Origin of the sequence: Streptomyces sp. ICBB 8177 (assembly GCF_003144095.1) — a bacterium.
Taxonomy (GTDB): domain Bacteria; phylum Actinomycetota; class Actinomycetes; order Streptomycetales; family Streptomycetaceae; genus Streptantibioticus_D.
On sequence record NZ_NSKH01000023.1, the window covers coordinates 835,824 to 855,677 of the forward strand.

The following is a 19,854-nucleotide window of genomic DNA, read 5'->3' on the forward strand; positions in this document are numbered from 1 at the left end:
CCGTGGGGGCCCAGGGGGAACGAGGGGACGCGGCGGCGTCCTCAGCCGTCGGTGCGCACCGCCAGGGCGTCCAACGCGGCCAGCAGGCCCGGCAGTTCGGGGCCGCGGCCGACCGGCCGCACCTCGCCCGCTTCGTCGTCGGTCAGCACGAAGGCGATGTCGTCGGTCCGGGCGACGATGCTCCAGCCCGGACCGTCCGCCCGCAGCGCCCGCGCTCCGCCCTCCGCGAAGGACGACCTCACGCGGCCGGGCGGCGGGGGATGCTCCACGTACTCGCGCGCCTCCCGCAGCACCCGGCGCACCACGGACCCGCCGGGCCCGCCCGCGCCTTCGCCGTCCCGCGCCGCGGTACGGTCCTGCGGCGCCTTCACGAAATCCTTCTCGTCGTCCACCTGCGAGCGCCAGCTCTTCCACTGGAGCGCGATCTCGTCCGCGCCCAGGCGGCGCTGGGCCGGTCCCCAGACGCTGGTGTCCGGCGGCGTCAACGGCGGGCCGCCGCCCTCCGCTTCCGAGGGGTCGTGCGGCGCGGGCAGCCCCGGCGCGGCCACCGCCACGGCCAGCGGCCAGCCCGGCAGCGACGCGACGATGGTGCGCTCACCCGGCGACAGGTCGTACTCCATGCCGCAGTCCCAGGTGGCGACGGCGACCGCGACCAGCGCGGTGTCCAGCGTCACGACCGTCCACCGGGCGCCCCGGCCGTCCTGCCCCAGCACCAGCCCGTAGCCGCCCGCCACCGGCCGCAGCCCCAGCACCGCGCAGGCCGCCGGATAGTCGTCGCCGAGCACGCTGGGGAACTGCCCGGGCGTCAGCAGCACGGCGGTCAGCACGTAGAACGAGTCGTCGCGCGCGGCGTCGTCGACCACCGCGAGGGCGGAGACCGCCGCCGATTCGTCGGTCGCAGAGCCCGCGGTCTTCGTGGCGTCGTCGGCCGAGTCCGCCGCATCGGCGTTCGGCGCGGTGTCGTCCGTCACGGACACGGAACCTCTCCTTCACCGTGGGACGCCGACGTGCGGACACGCCTGCGGGCCGTCCCGCCCCGGGTGGGGCGTTCGCGCACCTTAACCACCGGGTAACACTCGCGTCGAGAGTCCGGAGCGAGGACTTCCACGGCCTCCGTTCAGTTCAGGGCGCGCACCGCGAGCGCCAGATAGCGCTCGTCTCCGTCGTCGTACGCGGCCAACGTCCAGCCGGCGCGTTCGAGCAGCGGGCGCAGGTTGGGCTCCGCGCGGACGTCGTCGGGGGTCAGGGTGTGGCCGCGGCGGGCCGCGAGGGCGGCGCGGCCGATGGGGTGGAAGAGCGCGAGCCGTGCGCCCGGCCGGCAGACGCGGGCGAACTCCCGCAACCCCGCCGCCGGATCACCGAGGTGGTGGACGAGCCCGGCGGCCAGCACCGCGTCCAGCACGCCGTCGCGCAACGGAAGCCGGCTCGCGTCCGCCTCCGCCAGCAGCGCGATCCGGTCCCGTCCTGCGCGCGCCGCCTCGGCGAGCATCTGCGGCGTGAGGTCGGCGCCGATCACCACGCCCTCCGGGCCGACGGCAGCTCGGCAGGCGGCCAGGGCGCGGCCGGTACCGCATCCGGCGTCCAGCACGTGATCGCCCCGACGCAGCCGCAGTTCGGCGACGGCGGCCTCGTACGCCGGGGTGTCGTCGGGGAACTTGGTGTCCCAGGTGGCCGCCTTGGGCGCGAAGAAGGCCCGCACGCTCGCCGGGTCGGCACCGTGGTGGCGCGGCCCCGTCGAGCGGTGTTCCTCGGCCGGGGCGGCGTGATCCGCTCGGTCGCTCATGGGCATCATGGTCCCATGCTCACGCTCCGTTCCGTCGTCCTCTTCGTCGTGGCCGCCCTCTTCGAGATCGGCGGCGCGTGGCTGGTCTGGCAGTGCGTACGCGAGCACCGCGGCTGGGCGTGGGCGGTGGCGGGCGTCATGGCGCTCGGCGTCTACGGTTTCGTGGCGACGCTCCAGCCCGACGCGGCGTTCGGCCGCATCCTTGCCGCCTACGGCGGTGTGTTCGTGGCCGGATCCCTGCTGTGGGGCCTCGTGGTGGACGGCTACCGGCCCGACCGCTTCGACGTCATCGGAGCGGTCGTCTGCCTGGCGGGCGTCGGCATCATCATGTACGTGCCGCGGGGCGGTGGTTGAGCGGGACGCGGGCGCCGCGAGGCGGCTGGGCGGCGCAGGCGCGGCGAGGGCCGTCGAGTAGGTCAGGCGCCGGGAGGGCCCGGCGAGCGGGTCAGGTGGCGCGGGCAGGCGCCGGGAGGGCTGTCGAGCGGATGTGGACCGCCGTCGGCCGCACGCCCGGTGACCCGGGCGCGCCTCAGTCCGCCAGATCCTTGATCGCCGTCACCTTGCCGACGTGCAGCCGCACCAGCAGTTCGCCGGGAACGCCGTTGCGGCGGCCGAACTCCTCGCCGCGTTCCTGGCCCATGTAGCGCGTGCCGATCCGCGTCGCCCAGACGCGCACCTGGTCCAGGTCCTCGCTCAGCTCCGCCCGGCCCTCCAGCAGTGCGAAGCCGAACGGCGGGCGCTCGTCGTCCACGCACACCGCCGCCCGTCCGTCCCGCGCGAGGTTCCGCCCCTTGACGGTCTCCTTGCCGGTGTTGAAGACGAGGTCGTCACCGTCCAACACGAACCACACCGGTGCGACGTGCGGGCTGCCGTCGGCACGTACGGTCGACAACTTCCCGGTCCGGGTCCCGGCGGTCACGAACTCGCGCCACTGCGCGTCGGTCATCTTCTCTGCCATGACTCCATGGTGCGCGGCCGGGACGGCTCCCGCCGGTCCGCACTGTGAGATCTCCCGCCCCCGGGCGTCGAAGATGTGACATGTCACAGTCACCACGGTCCGGCCGCCCGGTACGGCCAGACTGTGCGGACCCGCACACCCGGCGGAGCCCGGAGGCGTGCCGGAGCCGCACCGGCGTCGCATCGGAGGGGTACCGGCGCGGCGCTGGACGCGTACCGGCGCCGCTCGTCCGCCCCGCTCCGGCATGCCGCGTTCCGCCGTGTGAGGGCGCCGGGGCGTCCCGGAGGGTGGGCGCGGTGCGTTGAGCCGTCCGGGGGAGTCCCGGGCGAGCGACAAGCCCGCGGACACAGCAGAAGAACGCCGAAGCTTTCTCCCGACCACTACGGACAGCCCCCGAACCTCCCCCTCCAGCCGCCTCGACCCCCGTCCCCGCCCCGTCCGCCACCACCCAGCGCCCAGTACCGCCGAGCAACCCGAGTGAAGACCGAGGACCCGCCCGCCCATGCGACTGCGCCCCCGCACCATTCGCACCCAGCTCCTCGTCCTGCTGACCGTCCCGATGGTCTCGCTGTCCGCCCTGTGGGCGTACAGCTCGTACACCACCGTGCGCGGCGCGCTCGCCCTCACCCGGGTCGGCGCCACCTTCCGCTACTACGGCATCCCCACCGACCGGTTGACGCTCGCCCTGCAGAACGAGCGGCGGGCCGCCGTCCAGTACGACGCGTCGCGCGGCGACCGGGGGAGCGGGCCTGGCGGAAGCGGCGAGGCCGGCGCCGAGGGCTCGGACTACGCCGCGCTCGTCGCGTCCGAACGGACCACCGACGCGCGTCTCGCGGCGCTGCGCGACCACGTCACCCGGAACGACTGCCGGGGCGGTCTCACCACCGCGCAACGTGCCCGTATGGCCGCGGTACTGACCGCCGCGCGTCAACTCCCCTCCCTGCGCGCGATGGTGCGGGACCACGACACCAACTGGTCTGCGGTACTGGGCCGGTACTCGGCCGTCATCGACCCCGGCTTCCGGCTGCGCGGCGCGCTGTCCGACCTCCAGACCGGCGCGGTCGCCCGCAGGGGGGCGGTCGTCCTTCAACTCGCCCGCGCCCGCGAACTGCTGTCCCGCGAAGACGCGATGGTGACCGGTGCCAGGGCCGCGGGCGGTATGACGGACGCGCAGTACCGGGACTTCATCGGCATCATCGACGGCCGCAAGCTCCTCTACGACATCTACGCGCCCGAACTCCCCGCCGCCGACGCCGCCCAGCTGGCCGCCTTCGAGAACGGCGCCGCCGGGCGCGGGCTCGCCTCGCTCGAAGAGGCGGCCCGGGCGAGCGCGGCCGCCGACGTGGACAGGCAGTTGCCGGAAGCGGCCTGGCGGCCCACCGCGGACGCGGCTCTGCGCCGGCTGGGCTCCATCGACGTCTCCGCGTCCCGCTCCATCGGCGGGCAGGCGCACGAGACGGGCATGCGGGTCCTGCTCAAGGCGGCCGGACTGAGCCTCGCGGGACTGCTCGCGGTCGTCGCCTCGCTGATCGTCTCCCTGCGCATCAGCCGCCGCGTCACCCTTCGGCTGACCGAACTGCGCGATGCGGCGGAAGAGTTGTCGCAACGACGCCTCCCGGATCTGCTGCGCAGGCTGCGCGAGGGCCAGTCGGCGGAGCCGGTCGTACCGGTCGTACCGGTCGTACCGGTCGGCTCGGGGGAGCCGGAGACCGCCCGCGCTCCGGGCGGAGGCCACGTCCCGCCTTCTACAGCGGCCTTGCGGTTCGATGACGACGAGATAGGCCAGGTGGCGCGGGCGTTCAACGTCGCGGAGTGCGCGGCCGTGCGGGCGACGGTGGAACAGGCCCGGCTGCGCCGTGGCGTCGCGGCCGTCTTCACCACGCTCGCGCGACGCGGACAGGTCCTGCTGCACCGGCAGTTGGCGCTGCTGGACGCGATGGAACGCCGTACCGAGAACGCGGACGACCTGGCCGACCTCTTCCGGCTCGACCACATGACCAACCGGATGCGCCGCCAGGCCGAGGGGCTGCTCATCCTCTCCGGCAACACCCCCGGCCGCGCCTGGAACCGTCCGGTGCGCATGGCGGAGGTGGTGCGGTCCGCGGCCGGCGAGGTCGAGGGCTTTCAGCGGATCGTGGTGCGACGCGTGCCCCGTGTCACGCTGTCCGGCGGCGCGGTGGCCGATGTCGTGCAACTGCTGGCGGAGTTGCTGGAGAACGCGACGTCCTTCTCGCCCCCGGAGCGCGAGGTCGTGGTGGAGGCCCGTTGGGTGGGCGGAGCCGCGGACGGGCCCATCGGCCAGGGCGGGAAGGGCGGGGGCGGGAGCGGGGGCGCCGCCTTCCTGGTCACCGTCGCCGACCGCGGTCTGGGCATGAGCGCGGAACGCCTCACGGAGGTCAACGCCGCCCTGCGCGAGGCGTTGGCCCTGCCCGGTGACGGTGTCGCAGGGGGAGTGGACCTGCCCGAGTCCGATCGCCTCGGTCTGTACATCGTGGGACGGCTGGCGGCGCGGCAGGGTGTGCGCGTGACGTTGCGCTCGGCGCGGGGCGGTGGCACGACCGCGCAAGTCCTTCTTCCCGGCGCGCTGTTGCTCCGTACGGAGGAGGGCGCGCCCGGGGGCGACGAGGGCGAGGAGGTGGCGGCTCCGGTGCGCAGGCGGCGCATGCCCGCGGGGGCGGTCGCGACGGGGGCGCCTGCGGGGGCAGGGGCGGAGGCGGGGGCGGGCGGCTCCGGTGCGGCACGCGGCGCCGACGGGCCGGTGCCGCCGCGGAGGACGGGCGGCGCACCGCGGCCCAGCGTTCCGGCGGTGGTCACGACGGCGGCGGGCTTACCCCGGCGGGTGCCCGGGCATGAGGCGGCGCGGGACGTCGTCCGGTCCGCCGGAAGCGCCGCCGTCGAGGCGGGAACGGCATCCGGGGGCGGGGTGGCGTCGGGTGGCGCGGCGGGCGGCGTGAATGCTGCGGTCCCACCGGACGAAGGGGAACGTTCACCCGAGTCCGCCCGTTCCACTGTGGCAGCCTACGCACAGGGGTTGGCGAGGGGACGCGCGCGATCGGGTGTGACGCGGGAGCCCGTGACGACGCTCGCACCGGGCTTCCCCCGCGGCCCACGAGGAGAGGCGCACCAGGGCCCCGACCAGGCCGCACAGGTGCGACGGACACGACGAACAGCGATGGAGCCGGAAGCGGCACGAGAAGCCTCAGGACCACAGGAGCCGACAGGACCGGTAGCACCATCAGGACCGGCTGGAACAGCAGGATCGGTTGGCACGTCAGAACCGGTTGGAACAGCAGGACCAGCGCGACCAACGGGGCGAGCGGTGCGGCGGGAAGCGCCGGGACCGCCTGAACCACCAGCACGACACGACCAGCGAGAACCGGAAGAACCGGAAGCAGCAGTGGTACGGAACGCGGCAAAGGAAGACGGGGGACCACGATGACCAGCGGAGCCACCACACCCGGCGAGCACGGCATGCCGAGGAGGCCGACCGGGCACGGCCGTACGCAGGAGCCCGGGTGGCCGGACGCGTCCGGCGCGGCGCGCGGACCGCAGGCCCCGGGTGCACCGGGCGCCCAGGGGGAGGACGGCGGACTCGACTGGCTGCTCGACGACATGGCGGACCGCATCGAACAGGTCAAGCACGCGCTGATCCTGTCCAACGACGGCCTGGTCACCGGCGCCAGCCGGGACCTGCGCGGTGCCGACGCGGAACACCTCGCCGCGATATCGTCCGGCTTCCACAGCCTGGCCAAGGGCGCCGGGCGGCACTTCCGCGCGGGCGAGGTCCGCCAGACGATGGTCGAGTTCGACGCCGGATTCCTCTTCGTGACGTCGGCGGGCGACGGCAGTTGCCTGTCGGTGCTGACCGGTGAGGGTACGGATGTCGGCCAGATCGCGTACGAGATGACGCTCCTGGTCAACCGCGTGGGCGAGCACCTCGGGGTCGCTCCCCGCACCGAGGACGGCGTCGTCCCCCAGACCGAGGACGGCGCCGCGACAGGAACATGAGCCGCGCGCCGGACGGTTCGGGCCCGCTGTGGTACGACGACGGGGCGGGCTCCATGGTCCGCCCGTACACCGTCATCCGCGGCCGGACCACTTCGGCACCCGGCACCCCGAGGATCGACCTGCTCGCGGTGTTCATGAGCGCTCCGGAGTGTCCCCGAAGCTTCCCAGAGTTATCCACAGGCCTGACGCGGTGTCGGCCCCTTCGCCTACAGTCGTTACAGAAAGTGATCGACCAGAAGCGAAGGGGCATCATCATGAGCACGCGAATGGACGCGCGGAACCGAGACCGCTCAGGCTCAGACCGTCACCGTCCCGGCCCGGTGCGCGACGGCACGGGCCCGGCCCGCAGCGCCGTGAGCCCGGCCCGCAGCGCCGTGAGCCCGGCCAGGAGCCGGAGCGGGCCGCCTCGGCGGCGAACCGGCGCCCTCGGAAACCGAGGTCCGGAACCCGGCCCGGGTGAGCTGCTGGACCCGTCCGTGGCGAGGGCCGAACTGTGCCTGGACGCCAAGGAGTTCGAGCTCGCCGTCGAGCTGGGGGAGGTGCGGACCGCCGTCGTGGACCCGGGCGTCCCACGGCGCCGCCCGGTGCCGAGGCGCGAGGTCGACCGCCTGGTCGCCGAACACGGCTTCCCGGACGCGCTGCGTGAACGGTTGCACCTGGTCGGGGCGGTGACCGGCGCGGAGCTGCTGGGCATCACCCGCGGCCGGTTCGCCTGCCTGGCCAGAGCCGGGTGCTTCCGTCCGGCCCGCTGGTACGTCAACCGCTACCGGGCGACCGTCTGGCTCTACCTGGCCTCCGACGTACTGGGATTCGCCGAGGAGCACGACGACTGGCTCATCGGGAGACTCCCGAAGGCGGTGCGCGAGAAGGCCCGGAGCGGGGTGGACCTGCGGGCCCAGGGGTGGCGGGCCCGCCGGGTCGAGCAGCTCGTGGCCGCGGCCGTCGACGCCTGGGACGAGGCCGCCGCCTGGGCGGCCCTGCTCGCAGCGGACGACCGCGCGGGCCTGATCGCCGACGCGGACGAACGCCGGGCCCTGACCGCCCTGGTCCCGTCGCTGTCCTCGGTTCGGCCGGGCGGCCCACCCGGCCCAACCGTCGAACCCGCCGCGCCGCTGGTCGCGGACGATCCCGACGAGATCGCCTTCGCCCGCCTCAGCCTCGCGCACGCGCTCGAACGGGCCCGCGCCCACAGCCCGGCCCCGGCAGTCCCAACGGCACCAAGAACACCACCGACGCCACTTACGGCACGGACACCCCTGGCCTCACCGACACCACTGAGTTCGCCGACACCATTGGCCGCCTCTGCCGCGCCAGCTGCTCGGGACGCGTGGGCACCACCCAACGGGCACACAACGCACACACAGGGCACGGGTGCGGCCACGATGAGTGGGCACGGTACGCCGGGTGAGGGGCCTCGCGGGACCCGTTGCCGAACGGTGACGAAGCGCGCGCAACGATGGTCGTGGCTGCGGGGTCTGTCACACCGTACGACCCGGGACACACGCGGCACGGGCCACGGCGCGAGCGGTGGCGAACGGGGAGCCGGCCGCGCCGCGCCGGACACCGACCGACCTGACCAGTCGAAGGGGAAACCATGATCCACCGCAACCGCCGCACCCTGCGCCTCGCCGTAGTCGCCGCCTCGGGACTGTGCGCCCTCGGCCTCGCCGCGGGCACCGCGTCGGCCAAGTCCGGCATCTACTTCTCGGCGGGCCCGCACAACGTGCGGCTGGGAAGCCTCATACACGCCACCGGGCACGGTGAGGACGACAACGCCACGTTCAACAAGTTCTGCGTGCAGGAGCGCTCCGGCGGCTCCGCCTGGAAGACGCTGAGGTGCTCGCGGGGCAGCTACAACGGCGGCGGGTCGGTCAGCATATCGACCCGGGCCGAGCGGCGCGGGGTGGTGTCCCTGCGCGGGGTGCTGCTGGAGGGCTCGTCGCCCAAGGACAACCACCCCAAGGTGCGGCTGACCTCCCGGGTCTTCGCACTGGCCGTGCGCTAGCGGATCCCGGCCGGCCGGACTACGACCGGTCGGCCAGTTCGGCCCGCAGCCGGGCGGCGACGTCCCGCGCCTGCTCCTCGCCGGAGTAGTGGCCGCGCGGCCAGAAGAACCCCCGCAGTCCGTCCTTGCGGTTGCGCGGCACGACGTGGACGTGGAGATGGGGCACGGACTGGCTGACCCGGTTGTTCATCGCCACGAACGACCCGGCCGCCTCCATGCCGCGCTCCACGGCACCCGCGACACGCCGCACCCGGGCGAAGAACGGACCCACCGCGTCCTCGGGCAGGTCGGTCAGCGTCTCGACGTGGACGCGCGGCACGACCAGCGCGTGTCCGGGGAAGAGCGGCCTGTGGTCCAGGAAGGCGACCACCATGTCGTCGTCGAGAACCAGGTGGCTCGCCGTCTCACCGGCGACGATGGAACAGAAGGCGCACGTCATACGGCCAGTCAACTACGCGCAGGCGCCTGGGCCGAGGCACCGCGCGGCCGTGCCCCCGACAGCTCGGTGGTTCACCGCGCGTGCGGGCGGAACAGGCCCTCCTGCATCACGGAGACCAGCAACCTGCCCCGGCGGTCGTAGATCTGGCCGCGGGCCAGGCCGCGACCGCCGATCAGGACCGGGGACTCCTGCTGGTAGAGGAACCACTCGTCGGCCCGGAAGGGGCGGTGGAACCACATGGCGTGATCCAGCGAGGCCATGTCGAACCCGCGTGGTCCCCACAGGGGCTCGATCGGCACCCGCACCGCGTCCAGCAGCATCATGTCGCTGGCATAGGTGACCGCGCAGGTGTGCACCAGCGGATCGTCGCCGAGAGGTCCCACGGCCCGCATCCACACGGCGCTGCGCGGCTCGGCCGCGGCGACCTCCTCGGGGGTCCACCGCAGCCGCTCGACGTAGCGGATGTCGAACGGCTGGCGGCGCGCCATCCGCTCCAGGGCCTCCGGCAGGGTGCCGAGATGGCCGCGCAACTCGTCGGCGAGCCTGGGCAGTTCCTCGGGTCCGGGCACCTCGGGCATCGGAAGCTGCTGCTCCGAGCCCGGTTCGGGAAGATGGAAGGAGGCGGTCAGGTTGAAGATCGTGCGGCCCTCCTGGACCGCGACCACCCGCCGGGTGGTGAACGAGCGCCCGTCGCGCACGCGTTCCACCTGGTACACGATCGGCACGCCCGGGTGGCCGGGACGCAGGAAGTACGCGTGCAGCGAGTGCACCGGGCGTTCGCCGTCCGTGGTGCGGCCGGCGGCCACCAGCGCCTGCCCGGCGACCTGCCCGCCGAAGACCCGTTGCAGACGCTCCTGGGGGCTGCGACCGCGGAAGATGTTCTCCTCGATGCGTTCCAGGTCGAGCAGGTCCACCAGCCGCTCGGCGGGGTTCGGTTCTGCGCGGTCGGGCATGGCTGGTTCCTCCGGTGGTCCTCGGGCTGCGTCAGCGTACCGGCGGCCGCCCGAGCTACAGGTGTCCCACGTCGGTGAGCCGGATCACCGCACGGCCCTCCTCGTCCGAGGCCGCCAGGTCGACCTCGGCCGACAGACCCCAGTCGTGGTCGCCCTCGGGATCGGCGAAGACCTGACGGACCTTCCACAACCCGTGCTGCGGCTGCTCCTCGATCTGCAGCAGCTTCGGCCCGCGGGCGTCGGGACCTGTGCCCAGGTCCTCGTACTCGTCCCAGTAGCCGTCCATCGCGTCCGCCCAGGCGTCGGCGTCCCAGCCCGACTCGCCGTCCATCTCGCCGAGTTCGTCGTACTTCTCCAGCGCGGCCAGCTCCACCCGGCGGAACATCGCGTTGCGCACCAGCACCCGGAAGGCCCTGGCGTTCGCGGTGACCGGCTTGATCTGCTGGTCGGCGTGGTCGGCGGCCTCGTCCGCCGTCTCCTCCTGCGGGTTCGCCAACTGCTCCCATTCGTCCAGCAGGCTGGAGTCCACCTGGCGCACCATCTCGCCCAGCCACGCGATCAGGTCCTGCAGATCCTCGGACTTCAGGTCCTCCGGAACCGTGTGCTCAAGGGTCTTGTAGGCGTTCGCCAGGTAGCGCAGCACGATGCCCTCGGCACGGGCGAGTTCGTAGAAGGTGGTGAACTCCGTGAAGGTCATGGCCCGTTCGTACATGTCACGGACCACGGACTTCGGGGACAGCGGATGGTCGCCGACCCACGGGTGGCTCTTGCGGTAGACGCCGTAGGCGTGGAAGAGCAGTTCCTCCAGCGGCTTGGGGTACGTCACGTCCTGGAGCCGCTCCATGCGCTCCTCGTACTCCACGCCGTCGGCCTTCATCTCGGCGACCGCCTCGCCGCGCGCCTTGTTCTGCTGCGCGGCCAGGATCTGCCGCGGGTCGTCCAGCGTGGACTCCACGACCGACAGCATGTCCAGGGCGTACGACGGCGACTCGGGGTCGAGCAGGTCGAAGGAGGCCAGCGCGAAGGTGGACAGCGGCTGATTGAGGGCGAAGTCGGACTGGAGGTCGACGGTCAGCCGGACGATGCGGCCCTCCGCGTCCGGGGTCTGCAGACGTTCGACGACCCCGCCGTCCAGCAGCGAGCGGTAGATGGCGATGGCCCGGCGGATGTGGCGCAGCTGCGCCTTGCGCGGCTCGTGGTTGTCCTCCAGCAGCCGCCGCATCGCCTCGAACGCGTTGCCGGGCCGGGCGATCACCGCCAGCAGCATGGCGTGGGTGACGCGGAAACGCGAGGTCAGCGGCTCCGGTTCGGAGGCGATCAGCTTGGTGAAGGTCTGCTCCGACCAGTTCACGAAGCCTTCCGGCGCCTTCTTGCGCACCACCTTGCGGCGCTTCTTCGGGTCGTCGCCCGCCTTCGCCAGCGCCTTCTCGTTCTCGATGACGTGTTCCGGTGCCTGCGCCACGACCAGGCCGGCGGTGTCGAATCCGGCACGCCCGGCGCGACCCGCGATCTGGTGGAACTCGCGCGCCCGCAGCACCCGCACCCGGGACCCGTCGTACTTGGTCAAGGCGGTGAACAGCACCGTGCGGATGGGCACGTTGACGCCCACGCCGAGGGTGTCGGTGCCGCAGATGACCTTGAGCAGGCCTGCTTGCGCGAGCCGTTCCACCAGGCGGCGGTACTTCGGCAGCATGCCCGCGTGGTGCACACCGATGCCGTGGCGCACGAAACGCGACAGGTTGCGGCCGAACTTGGTGGTGAAGCGGAAGTTGCCGATCAGCGCCCCGATGGCGTCCTTCTCCTCGCGGGTGCACATGTTGATGCTCATCAGCGCCTGCGCCCGCTCGACAGCGGCGGCCTGGGTGAAGTGCACGATGTAGACCGGCGCCTGATGGGTCTGCAGCAGCTCGGTGAGCGTCTCGGTCATCGGGGTGGTGACGTATTCGTAGCTCAGCGGCACCGGACGCGTCGCCGAGCGCACCACGGAGGTCGGCCGCCCGGTGCGCCGGGACAGGTCCTCCTCGAACCGCGTCACGTCGCCGAGCGTCGCCGACATCAGCAGGAACTGCGCCTGCGGCAGCTCCAGCAGCGGGATCTGCCAGGCCCACCCGCGGTCCGGCTCGGCGTAGAAGTGGAACTCGTCCATCACCACCTGGCCGACGTCCGCGTCCCGCCCGTCCCGCAGCGCGATGGACGCCAGCACCTCGGCGGTGCAGCAGATGACCGGGGCGTCCGGGTTGACCGACGCGTCACCGGTCAGCATGCCGACGTTCTCGGTGCCGAACAGCTTGCACAGGTCGAAGAACTTCTCCGACACCAGGGCCTTGATCGGCGCGGTGTAGAAGGTCACCTGGTCGTTCGCCAGCGCGGCGAAGTGGGCCCCCGCCGCCACCAGGCTCTTCCCGGAACCGGTGGGGGTGGACAGGATCACGTTGGACCCCGAGACCACCTCGATCAGTGCTTCTTCCTGAGCCGGGTAGAGGGTGATGCCGCGTTCGGTGGCCCAGGTGGAGAAGGCCTCGAAGAGGGCGTCCGGATCCGGGGTCGAGGGGAGCTGATCGATGAGGGTCACGCACCCATCTTGCCTGGCTCGGCGCCCCCACGGAGAACCGGCCGTTCATGTGAAGATCACCCACCGCTAGGCTGTGCCGTCGCGAGAACATCAACTCCCGTCCTCGGACGGGCAGAAGGGGGCGGGGCGCACACCATGATGGGACCGGCGCATTCCTTGTCCGGGGCGGCGGCCTGGCTGGCCGCGGGAGCGGTGGCGGCCGGGCTCGGCCACCCCATGCCCTGGCCGACCCTCGCGGTCGGTGCCCTGATCTGCGCGGGTGCGGCGCTCGCCCCCGACCTCGACCACAAACCGGCGACGATCTCCCGGGCCTTCGGACCGCTGTCCCGCCTCCTGTGCGTGATCGTGGAGCACATCGCGGAGGCCGTCTACAACGGCACCCGGATGAAGGGCGACCCGCACCGCAACGGCGGCCACCGCACCCTGACCCACACCTGGCCCTGGGCCGTGCTGATCGGCGCGGGCAGCTCGGCGATCTGCGTCTACGGCGGCCGCTGGGGCGTGCTCGGGGTGCTGTTCGTACACCTGGTGCTCGCCATCGACGGGCTGCTGTGGCGCCAGGTCAAGAGTGGCCACCAGCTGATCGTCTGGCTGCTGGGGGCGGCCGGCGCCTGGATACTCGCCGACGTCCTGAAGGACCCGGGCAACGGCAGGACGTGGCTGTTCACCCACCCGGGGCAGCAGTACCTGTGGATCGGACTGCCGGTGGTGCTGGGCGCGCTCGTGCACTGCATCGGCGACGCGATCACCGTCTCCGGATGCCCGTTCCTGTGGCCGATACCGATCGGGCGCAAGCGGTGGTACCCGCTGGGCACCCCGCACTTCATGCGGTTCCGCGCCGGCAGCCCGGTGGAGCTGAAGGTGCTGATGCCGATGTTCATGGTGATCGGCGGCCTGAGCTGCTTGGACGCGCTGGGCCTGATCAAGCTGCGCTGAGCGCGTCGACAGCGTGACCCCGGCCGGTAGTCGCGACTGCGGGCCGGGGCTCAGCCCTCCGGGTGGCGCTCCGCACCCGCGTCCAGCGCGGTCAGCAGGGCGCCGAGCTGTGCGCGCTGGTCCGCGTCGAGCGGCGCGAGGATCTCCTCGATGGCGGCCCGGCGTGCCTCGCGCAGCCGGCGCAGTACGCCCTCGCCCTCCGCGGTGACCTCGACCCGGACCACCCGGCGGTTGGCGGGGTCGGCGACCCGCCGCACGAGGCCGGCCGCCTCCAGGCCGTCGACCAGCGTCGTCACCGCGCGCGGCACCACGTCCAGCCGCTGCGCCAGATCGACCATGCGCTGCGGCTGCTCCCCGTGGCTCGCGGCGCGCAGCAGCCGGGACATGGCGGGGGTGATCCCCAGCGGCTCCAGGTGCCGCTTCTGGGTGCGGTGCGTCCGCCGGGTCAGCCGCAGCAGCTGATCGGCGAGGGTCCCGGCGGGGTCCGTCGTCTCGACCACGTCGTGCGGTGCGTCGGTGACAGCCATGGTCAGAGGCTATCAGGACACCGGTCATTGTGAGCCTAGGTAACAATGACCTATCCTCGGCTTCGTCGCCGCTCGTCCACGCGGTCCGAAGGGACGGATCCCGAGGGGCGCCCAAGGAGCTCATGAAGATCCCCGAAATCAACTGGACCCCGCCGCCCAAGGATCCCGGCAAGCCCGCTGACGTGTGGCGGATCCTGCGGCTCTTCCGTCCCTACCGCGGTCGGCTGGCCTTCGTGCTGCTGCTGGTCGCGGCCTCGTCGCTGGTCTCGGTCGCCTCGCCGTTCCTGCTGCGGGCGATCCTCGACACCGCGATCCCGCAGGGCCGGGTCGGTCTGCTGAGCGTGCTCGCCCTGGGCATGATCGCGACCGCGGTCGTCACCAGCGTGTTCGGCGTGCTGCAGACGCTGATCTCGACCACCGTGGGCCAGCGCGTCATGCACGATCTGCGCACGGCCGTCTACGCGCGGTTGCAGCGCATGTCGCTCGCCTTCTTCACCCGTACGCGCACCGGCGAGGTGCAGTCGCGCATCGCCAACGACATCGGCGGCATGCAGGCCACCGTCACCACGACCGCGACCTCCATCGTCTCCAACCTCACCAGCGTCGTCGCCTCCATCGTCGCCATGGTGGCGCTGGACTGGCGGCTGACCATCGCCTCCCTCCTGCTGCTGCCCGTCTTCGTCTGGATCAGCCGCCGCGTGGGCCAGGAGCGCCGCCGTATCACCACCCAGCAGCAGCGGCAGATGGCCGCGATGTCGGCCATCGTCAGCGAGTCGCTGTCGGTCAGCGGCATCCTGCTCGGCCGCACGATGGGCCGCGCCGACTCCCTCACCAGCGCCTTCGAGGGCGAGTCGGAGCGACTGGTCGACCTGGAGGTGCGCTCCAACATGGCCGGGCGCTGGCGGATGTCGACCATCAGCATCGTCATGGCCGCCATGCCCGCCCTGATCTACTGGGCCGCGGGCATCGCCCTGCACGTCGGCGGAGCGGCGATATCGATCGGCACGCTGGTCGCGTTCGTCTCGCTCCAGCAGGGGCTGTTCCGGCCCACCGTCAGCCTGTTGCAGACCGGTGTGCAGGTGCAGACCTCGATAGCGCTCTTCCAGCGCATCTTCGAGTACCTGGACCTGCCCGTCGACATCACCGAACGCCCCGAGCCGGTGCGGCTGGAGAGGGTCCGCGGCGACGTGCGGTTCGAGGGCGTCGACTTCTCCTACGCCCCCGCCTCCGGCGAGCCGACCCTCACCGGCATCGACCTGACCGTCCCCGCAGGGGGGAGCCTGGCGGTCGTCGGCGCCACCGGATCAGGTAAGAGCACCCTGAGCTACCTGGTCCCCAGGCTCTACGACGTGACCGGCGGACGGGTCAGCATCGACGGGGTGGACGTGCGGGACCTGGCGTTCGACACCCTGTCCTCGGCGGTCGGGGTGGTCTCCCAGGAGACCTACCTCTTCCACGCCTCCGTCGCGGAGAACCTGCGCTTCGCCAAGCCGGACGCCACCGACGCGGAACTCGTCGAGGCCGCCCGCGCCGCCCAGATCCACGACCACATCGCGGGCCTGCCGGACGGCTACGACACCGTGGTCGGCGAACGCGGCTACCGGTTCTCCGGCGGTGAGAAGCAACGGCTGGCCATCGCCCGCACCATCCTGCGCGATCCGCCGGTGCTCATCCTGGACGAGGCCACCAGCGCGCTGGACACCCGCACCGAACTCGCGGTGCAGGACGCCATCGACGCGCTGGCCGCCGGGCGCACCACCATCACCATCGCCCACCGCTTGTCCACCGTCCGCGACGCCGACCAGATCGTCGTCCTGGAAGCGGGCCGCATCGCGGAGCGCGGCACGCACGACGAACTCCTCGCCCTCGACGGCCGCTACGCCGCCCTGGTGCGCCGCGACGCCCGCATGACCGACGCGACGGCCGCGGACTCCGGCGACGGGGAGGCCCTGGCCGCCGCCGCCCGCCACGCCCGCTAGGAGAACCTGCCGCCGAAGTACACCTGCGTCTCGGTGATCCGCCCGTCCCGCACCGTGCTCAACTCGACGTTGCGGTACCGCTCGCCGTCGCGCAGCACGTACTCGTACGCGAGGAACACCGTGCCGGGCCCCGCGGGCACCGCGTGCAGGACCCGCTGCTCGACGAAACGGCCGGCGGTCGGAAAGCATCGGCGGAAGAACTCCTCCTTGCCGATGTGGTCGTCCTGCGGGCTGGTGAACACGAAGTCGTCGGCGGTCAGCCGCTCCACCGCCGCGCGGTCCTGGGCCCGGTAGCCGGCCAGACAGGCCAGCACCACGTCGACGTCGGACCGGCTCGCACCGCCCGCGTCGTGGGTCGCCACACCTACCACCTCCCGCGCCCGGCACGGGAGTCGGGCCGCGGGGCCACGGTAGGCGGTGCGGAGCGACCGGACACGGTGGAGCCGCCACGCCGATCACTATTGATCGCCAAGGGTCGGTTCGGGACTAAAATGGAACCTGTCCCTCCGCACTACTCGACCGTATTGAATCCATGCCGCGACGTTGAATGTTCATGGGCATGGTGGGGGATGACCGTATTAACACACTGCACTCTGGGGACAGTTGTGCCTCCGGAGCGCGGTGACAACCGGTCAAGGAGTTGTGATGATTGCCAGCAGGGCGCCTTCTCATCCGCCTGCCGTGGGGATCCCAACACTCTGGTGCCCGTTCCCCGCCCGGGTTAATCCCCGTGCCGCCGGGGTCGAGGAACACCTGATCGACTGGGCGAGGAGATTCGACCTCGTCCGCAGCCCCGAGGCGGAACGCCACCTGAGGGACTGCGGGTTCGGAAAGTTCGCCGCCGACGTGTACCCCAGGGCCGAACGCCTGCGGCTGGTCGCCGAATGGACCGTCTACAGCTGGATACTCGACGACCAGCTCGACGAGGGCCACGAGGACAACCGCGCCGCCGACACCTCCTCCCAGCAGGCCCTGTTCATCGAGGAACTCATCGCCCAGCTCACCCCCGAACCAGCCGCGGCCCCGAAGCCCGCCATGGCCCAAGGGCTCGCCATGGCCCCGGAACCCGCCGTGGCGGCACGGCCGGTCGCCCCGTACGGGCCGACGGCCCGGGCGGGCGGCCCCGCGGTCGCCGCCATCGCCGACCTGTGGCGGCGCACCGCCGGACCGATGTCCCGGGCCTGGCGTGAGCGGTTCGCCGCGCACTACCGCGACTATCTCGTCTTCAGCGTGATGCCGTTACCCCGTCAGCCAGGGGCGTACGGCACCGCGCCGGAGCTGACCGGGTTCGTGCGCAGGCGGCGGCTGTTCTCCGGCTGCGAGATGTTCTTCGACCTGAGCGAGGTCGCCAACGCGGCCGAGGTCCCGGCCGTCGTGGCGGACAGCGATCCTTACCGGGCGATCCGCCTGGCCGCCAACGACATCATCACCTGGACCAACGACATCTACTCGGTGCGCAAGGAACTCGCCCGCGGCGATCACGACCACAACATCGTCGCGGTCCTGAAGGACATCACCGGCGACAGCTGGCAGGAGACCCTCGACCGGGTCGCCGGAATGATCGCCGAGTCCACCCGCGACTTCCTCCAGGCCTGCGAGGACCTGCGCGGCATGCGGTTCCTCTACGGGCTGGACGACGAGGCCTGGGGCAGGGTGGAGGACTCGCTCACCGATCTGGGCGCCTGGATCTCCGGCAGCCTCAACTGGCACCGCACCAGCCCCCGTTACCAGGACGGCGGCTTCGGCCCGGCGGGACAGGCACCCGCCTACGTCGAACAGCACCTGTACTGACCAGCACCTCTTCCCGTCGAGGCGAAGCTCCGACGCGGAAGGCGCAACCGGCCGTACGGGACGTCCCGCCCTTTCCAGGGGCGGGACCCGCGGCAGGCAGACCCGGGCGGGCCGTCCGCCCGCGCCCCGCACCCCCGCGCGCCGGCGCAACCCTCGCGCCCCGCTCCCCGGCGCGCCCCCCGCGCCTCACACCTCCCCGCGCCACCACCGCCCCAGCGCGCGCCACCACCGGCCCACCGGACCGCCACGGTCCTGCGCACTGCCGCCCCCGCCCGGGCCGGTAGCGCCGGGCACCGGTTCCGGTGCCCGTTCCGGCAGCCGCTGCGGTGCCCGCCGTTCGGCGGCGGAAGCCGGGGCCGCCTCCTCGCGGGCCGCCGGGACGGACGCGGCGGCCGTCGCCACCCCCACCGACGCCGTGGCCACCGGATCCCCGAAGCCCGCCACCACGCCACCGGCCAGCGCGCCGTCGAGCGGCCCCGACTGCGTGGCCGTCGCGTTGCGCCACACCGACTCGGGGTGCGACGGCGACCTGGGCGGCGTGAACTCAAGCGGCAGCGACATCAGGCGCCGCGACAGCACGTTGTACTCCCAGCGCAACTCCTCCTCCGGGACCGCGAGCCGGGCGTCCGGCAGCCGCATCAGCAACGCGTCGATGCCCACCTCGGTGATCGCCCGGCCGATGTCCTGCCCCGGGCACTCGTGCGGGCCGCCGCTGAACGCCAGATGGGAACGGTTGCCGTGCATCGGCACGTTCAGGTCGGGGCGCACCACCGGGTCGCAGTTGGCCGCCGCGAGGCCCAGCACCAGCATGTCGCCCGCCTTGATGTGCTGACCGGCGAAGACCGTGTCCCCGGTGGCCCAGCGGCCGTAGACCCGGGCGAACGGCGGGTTGTCCCAGAGCACCTGCTCCACCGCGTTGGGCAGTGTCATGGAACCGCCCGCCAGCGACGAACGGAACCGCGGATCGGTCACCACCATCAGCAACGTGGTCGCGATCAGGTTCGCCGTCGTCTCGTACGAGGCGATCAGCACCATCCGCAGCTGCTCGACCGCCTCGTCGTCGTCGAGTTCCGCCGGGTGGGTCAGCAGCCAGGAGGCGAAGTCGTTGGCGGGCTCCGCCCGTTTGCGGTCCACCAGCTGACGCAACGTCTTGACCAGGTACTCGTTGGAGGCGAGCGCTGTCGGGGACGCCTGCATCATGTCCCGCGTGGCGTCCACCAGCCGCGGCCCGTACTCCTCCGGCATCCCCAGCAGCTGGGTCATCGTCAGCATCGGCAGGTGCTGGGCGAAGCGCTCCACGATGTCCACCAGGCCCTCGCCCGCGAACTCGTCGATCAACTGGTTGGCGAAACGCGTCACATGGCGGCGCATGCCGCGGCTGTCGAAGCGGTCCATGCTGTCGGTGACCGCCGCGCGCAGCCGCTCGTGCTCCTCGCCGTCGAGGAAGGAGCACATCGGCTGCCAGGTGACCACCGCCAGCAGCGGGGAGTCCGGCGGCACCCGCCCCTCGCGCATCTCCCGCCAGCGGCGCGAGTCGTGCGAGAAACGGGACGGGTTGCGCATCGCCTCCAGGTTCTCGCTGTGACCCAGCACGATCCAGGCCGGGAAGTCGCCCGGCACCAGGACCGGGGCCACCGCGCCGTACTCGGCGCGCAGTTTGGCGTACAGGCCGCGCGGGTCGGCGTCGGCCTCCGGTCCGTAGAGCCTGCGCAGCCCGTTGGGGCCGAGCCCGTGGGCCGGACAGCCGGGCGGCGGTCCGAGCAGTGAATCGAGGCGGGAGTTGTCCGGCTGGGAAGCGGTCACGACGGCTCCGGTACGACGGGGTTCTCGGGATGGACAGCGGGGTTCATGGGGGACGGGGGGGCAAGGGGCGGCGGGAGCCGTGCCACGGCTCCCGCCGCCT

General features: G+C 72.5%; 17 protein-coding genes. 8 read left to right on the forward strand and 9 right to left on the reverse strand.

The window, feature by feature from the left end:
* Window positions 1-41: 41 nt before the first annotated feature.
* Both CK485_RS24060 and CK485_RS24065 read right to left on the reverse strand, forming a co-directional pair.
* Window positions 42-863, reverse strand: coding sequence for a hypothetical protein (locus CK485_RS24060; protein WP_109454392.1), 822 nt, complete (start codon window positions 861-863; stop codon window positions 42-44).
* A 254-nt stretch (window positions 864-1,117) separates the two neighbouring features.
* Window positions 1,118-1,783, reverse strand: a complete 666-nt coding sequence (locus tag CK485_RS24065; protein ID WP_109454393.1) for a methyltransferase domain-containing protein — start codon at window positions 1,781-1,783, stop codon at window positions 1,118-1,120.
* A 15-nt stretch (window positions 1,784-1,798) separates the two neighbouring features.
* On the opposite strand from CK485_RS24065, the gene CK485_RS24070 reads away from it, so the two are divergent.
* Complete coding sequence (locus CK485_RS24070; RefSeq protein ID WP_109453926.1) at window positions 1,799-2,137, forward strand: YnfA family protein; 339 nt, start codon at window positions 1,799-1,801, stop codon at window positions 2,135-2,137.
* Window positions 2,138-2,312: 175 nt separating this feature from the next.
* Here the strand turns inward: CK485_RS24070 and CK485_RS24075 are convergent, their stop codons facing one another.
* Window positions 2,313-2,741, reverse strand: coding sequence for a PPOX class F420-dependent oxidoreductase (locus tag CK485_RS24075; RefSeq protein WP_109453927.1), 429 nt, complete (start codon window positions 2,739-2,741; stop codon window positions 2,313-2,315).
* A gap of 502 nt (window positions 2,742-3,243) precedes the next feature.
* Between CK485_RS24075 and CK485_RS24080 the strand changes: the two genes are divergently transcribed.
* From CK485_RS24080 to CK485_RS24095, 4 genes are all read left to right on the forward strand, one after another.
* Entirely contained in the window at window positions 3,244-6,180 is a 2,937-nt protein-coding gene (locus tag CK485_RS24080; RefSeq protein ID WP_109453928.1) for a nitrate- and nitrite sensing domain-containing protein, read from the forward strand.
* Window positions 6,181-6,341: 161 nt separating this feature from the next.
* A complete protein-coding gene (locus tag CK485_RS24085) occupies window positions 6,342-6,749 on the forward strand; it encodes a roadblock/LC7 domain-containing protein (protein WP_275124678.1) in 408 nt (135 codons plus the stop codon).
* A 476-nt stretch (window positions 6,750-7,225) separates the two neighbouring features.
* Entirely contained in the window at window positions 7,226-8,347 is a 1,122-nt protein-coding gene (locus CK485_RS24090; protein WP_109453929.1) for a DUF6397 family protein, read from the forward strand.
* On the forward strand, window positions 8,344-8,754 hold the full coding sequence (locus tag CK485_RS24095; protein ID WP_109453930.1) for a hypothetical protein: 411 nt from the start codon (window positions 8,344-8,346) through the stop codon (window positions 8,752-8,754). The genes CK485_RS24090 and CK485_RS24095 overlap by 4 nt, the downstream gene beginning before the upstream one ends.
* Window positions 8,755-8,773: 19 nt before the next feature.
* Here the strand turns inward: CK485_RS24095 and CK485_RS24100 are convergent, their stop codons facing one another.
* From CK485_RS24100 to CK485_RS24110, 3 genes are all read right to left on the reverse strand, one after another.
* Window positions 8,774-9,193 (reverse strand): HIT family protein, encoded by a 420-nt coding sequence (locus tag CK485_RS24100; protein ID WP_109453931.1) that lies wholly within the window; start codon window positions 9,191-9,193, stop codon window positions 8,774-8,776.
* A gap of 71 nt (window positions 9,194-9,264) precedes the next feature.
* Window positions 9,265-10,146, reverse strand: coding sequence for an acyl-CoA thioesterase II (locus tag CK485_RS24105; protein WP_109453932.1), 882 nt, complete (start codon window positions 10,144-10,146; stop codon window positions 9,265-9,267).
* 55 nt (window positions 10,147-10,201) lie between these two features.
* Window positions 10,202-12,718 (reverse strand): DEAD/DEAH box helicase, encoded by a 2,517-nt coding sequence (locus tag CK485_RS24110; RefSeq protein ID WP_109453933.1) that lies wholly within the window; start codon window positions 12,716-12,718, stop codon window positions 10,202-10,204.
* Window positions 12,719-12,853: 135 nt separating this feature from the next.
* Between CK485_RS24110 and CK485_RS24115 the strand changes: the two genes are divergently transcribed.
* Window positions 12,854-13,654 carry a metal-dependent hydrolase gene (locus tag CK485_RS24115; protein ID WP_109453934.1) on the forward strand — a complete coding sequence of 267 codons (801 nt, stop codon included), beginning with the start codon at window positions 12,854-12,856 and terminating at the stop codon, window positions 13,652-13,654.
* A 50-nt stretch (window positions 13,655-13,704) separates the two neighbouring features.
* Here the strand turns inward: CK485_RS24115 and CK485_RS24120 are convergent, their stop codons facing one another.
* Entirely contained in the window at window positions 13,705-14,181 is a 477-nt protein-coding gene (locus tag CK485_RS24120; RefSeq protein ID WP_109453935.1) for a MarR family transcriptional regulator, read from the reverse strand.
* A gap of 122 nt (window positions 14,182-14,303) precedes the next feature.
* Between CK485_RS24120 and CK485_RS24125 the strand changes: the two genes are divergently transcribed.
* Window positions 14,304-16,160, forward strand: coding sequence for an ABC transporter ATP-binding protein (locus CK485_RS24125; protein ID WP_109453936.1), 1,857 nt, complete (start codon window positions 14,304-14,306; stop codon window positions 16,158-16,160).
* Here the strand turns inward: CK485_RS24125 and CK485_RS24130 are convergent.
* Entirely contained in the window at window positions 16,157-16,522 is a 366-nt protein-coding gene (locus tag CK485_RS24130; RefSeq protein ID WP_109453937.1) for a nuclear transport factor 2 family protein, read from the reverse strand. The genes CK485_RS24125 and CK485_RS24130 overlap by 4 nt on opposite strands.
* Window positions 16,523-16,841: 319 nt before the next feature.
* Between CK485_RS24130 and CK485_RS24135 the strand changes: the two genes are divergently transcribed.
* Window positions 16,842-17,951: a hypothetical protein gene (locus CK485_RS24135; RefSeq protein WP_146214577.1), complete on the forward strand. Its 1,110-nt coding sequence runs from the start codon at window positions 16,842-16,844 to the stop codon at window positions 17,949-17,951.
* Window positions 17,952-18,137: 186 nt separating this feature from the next.
* Here CK485_RS24135 and CK485_RS24140 read toward each other — a convergent pair whose 3' ends face one another.
* Window positions 18,138-19,754: a cytochrome P450 gene (locus CK485_RS24140; protein WP_109453939.1), complete on the reverse strand. Its 1,617-nt coding sequence runs from the start codon at window positions 19,752-19,754 to the stop codon at window positions 18,138-18,140.
* Window positions 19,755-19,854: the final 100 nt, after the last annotated feature.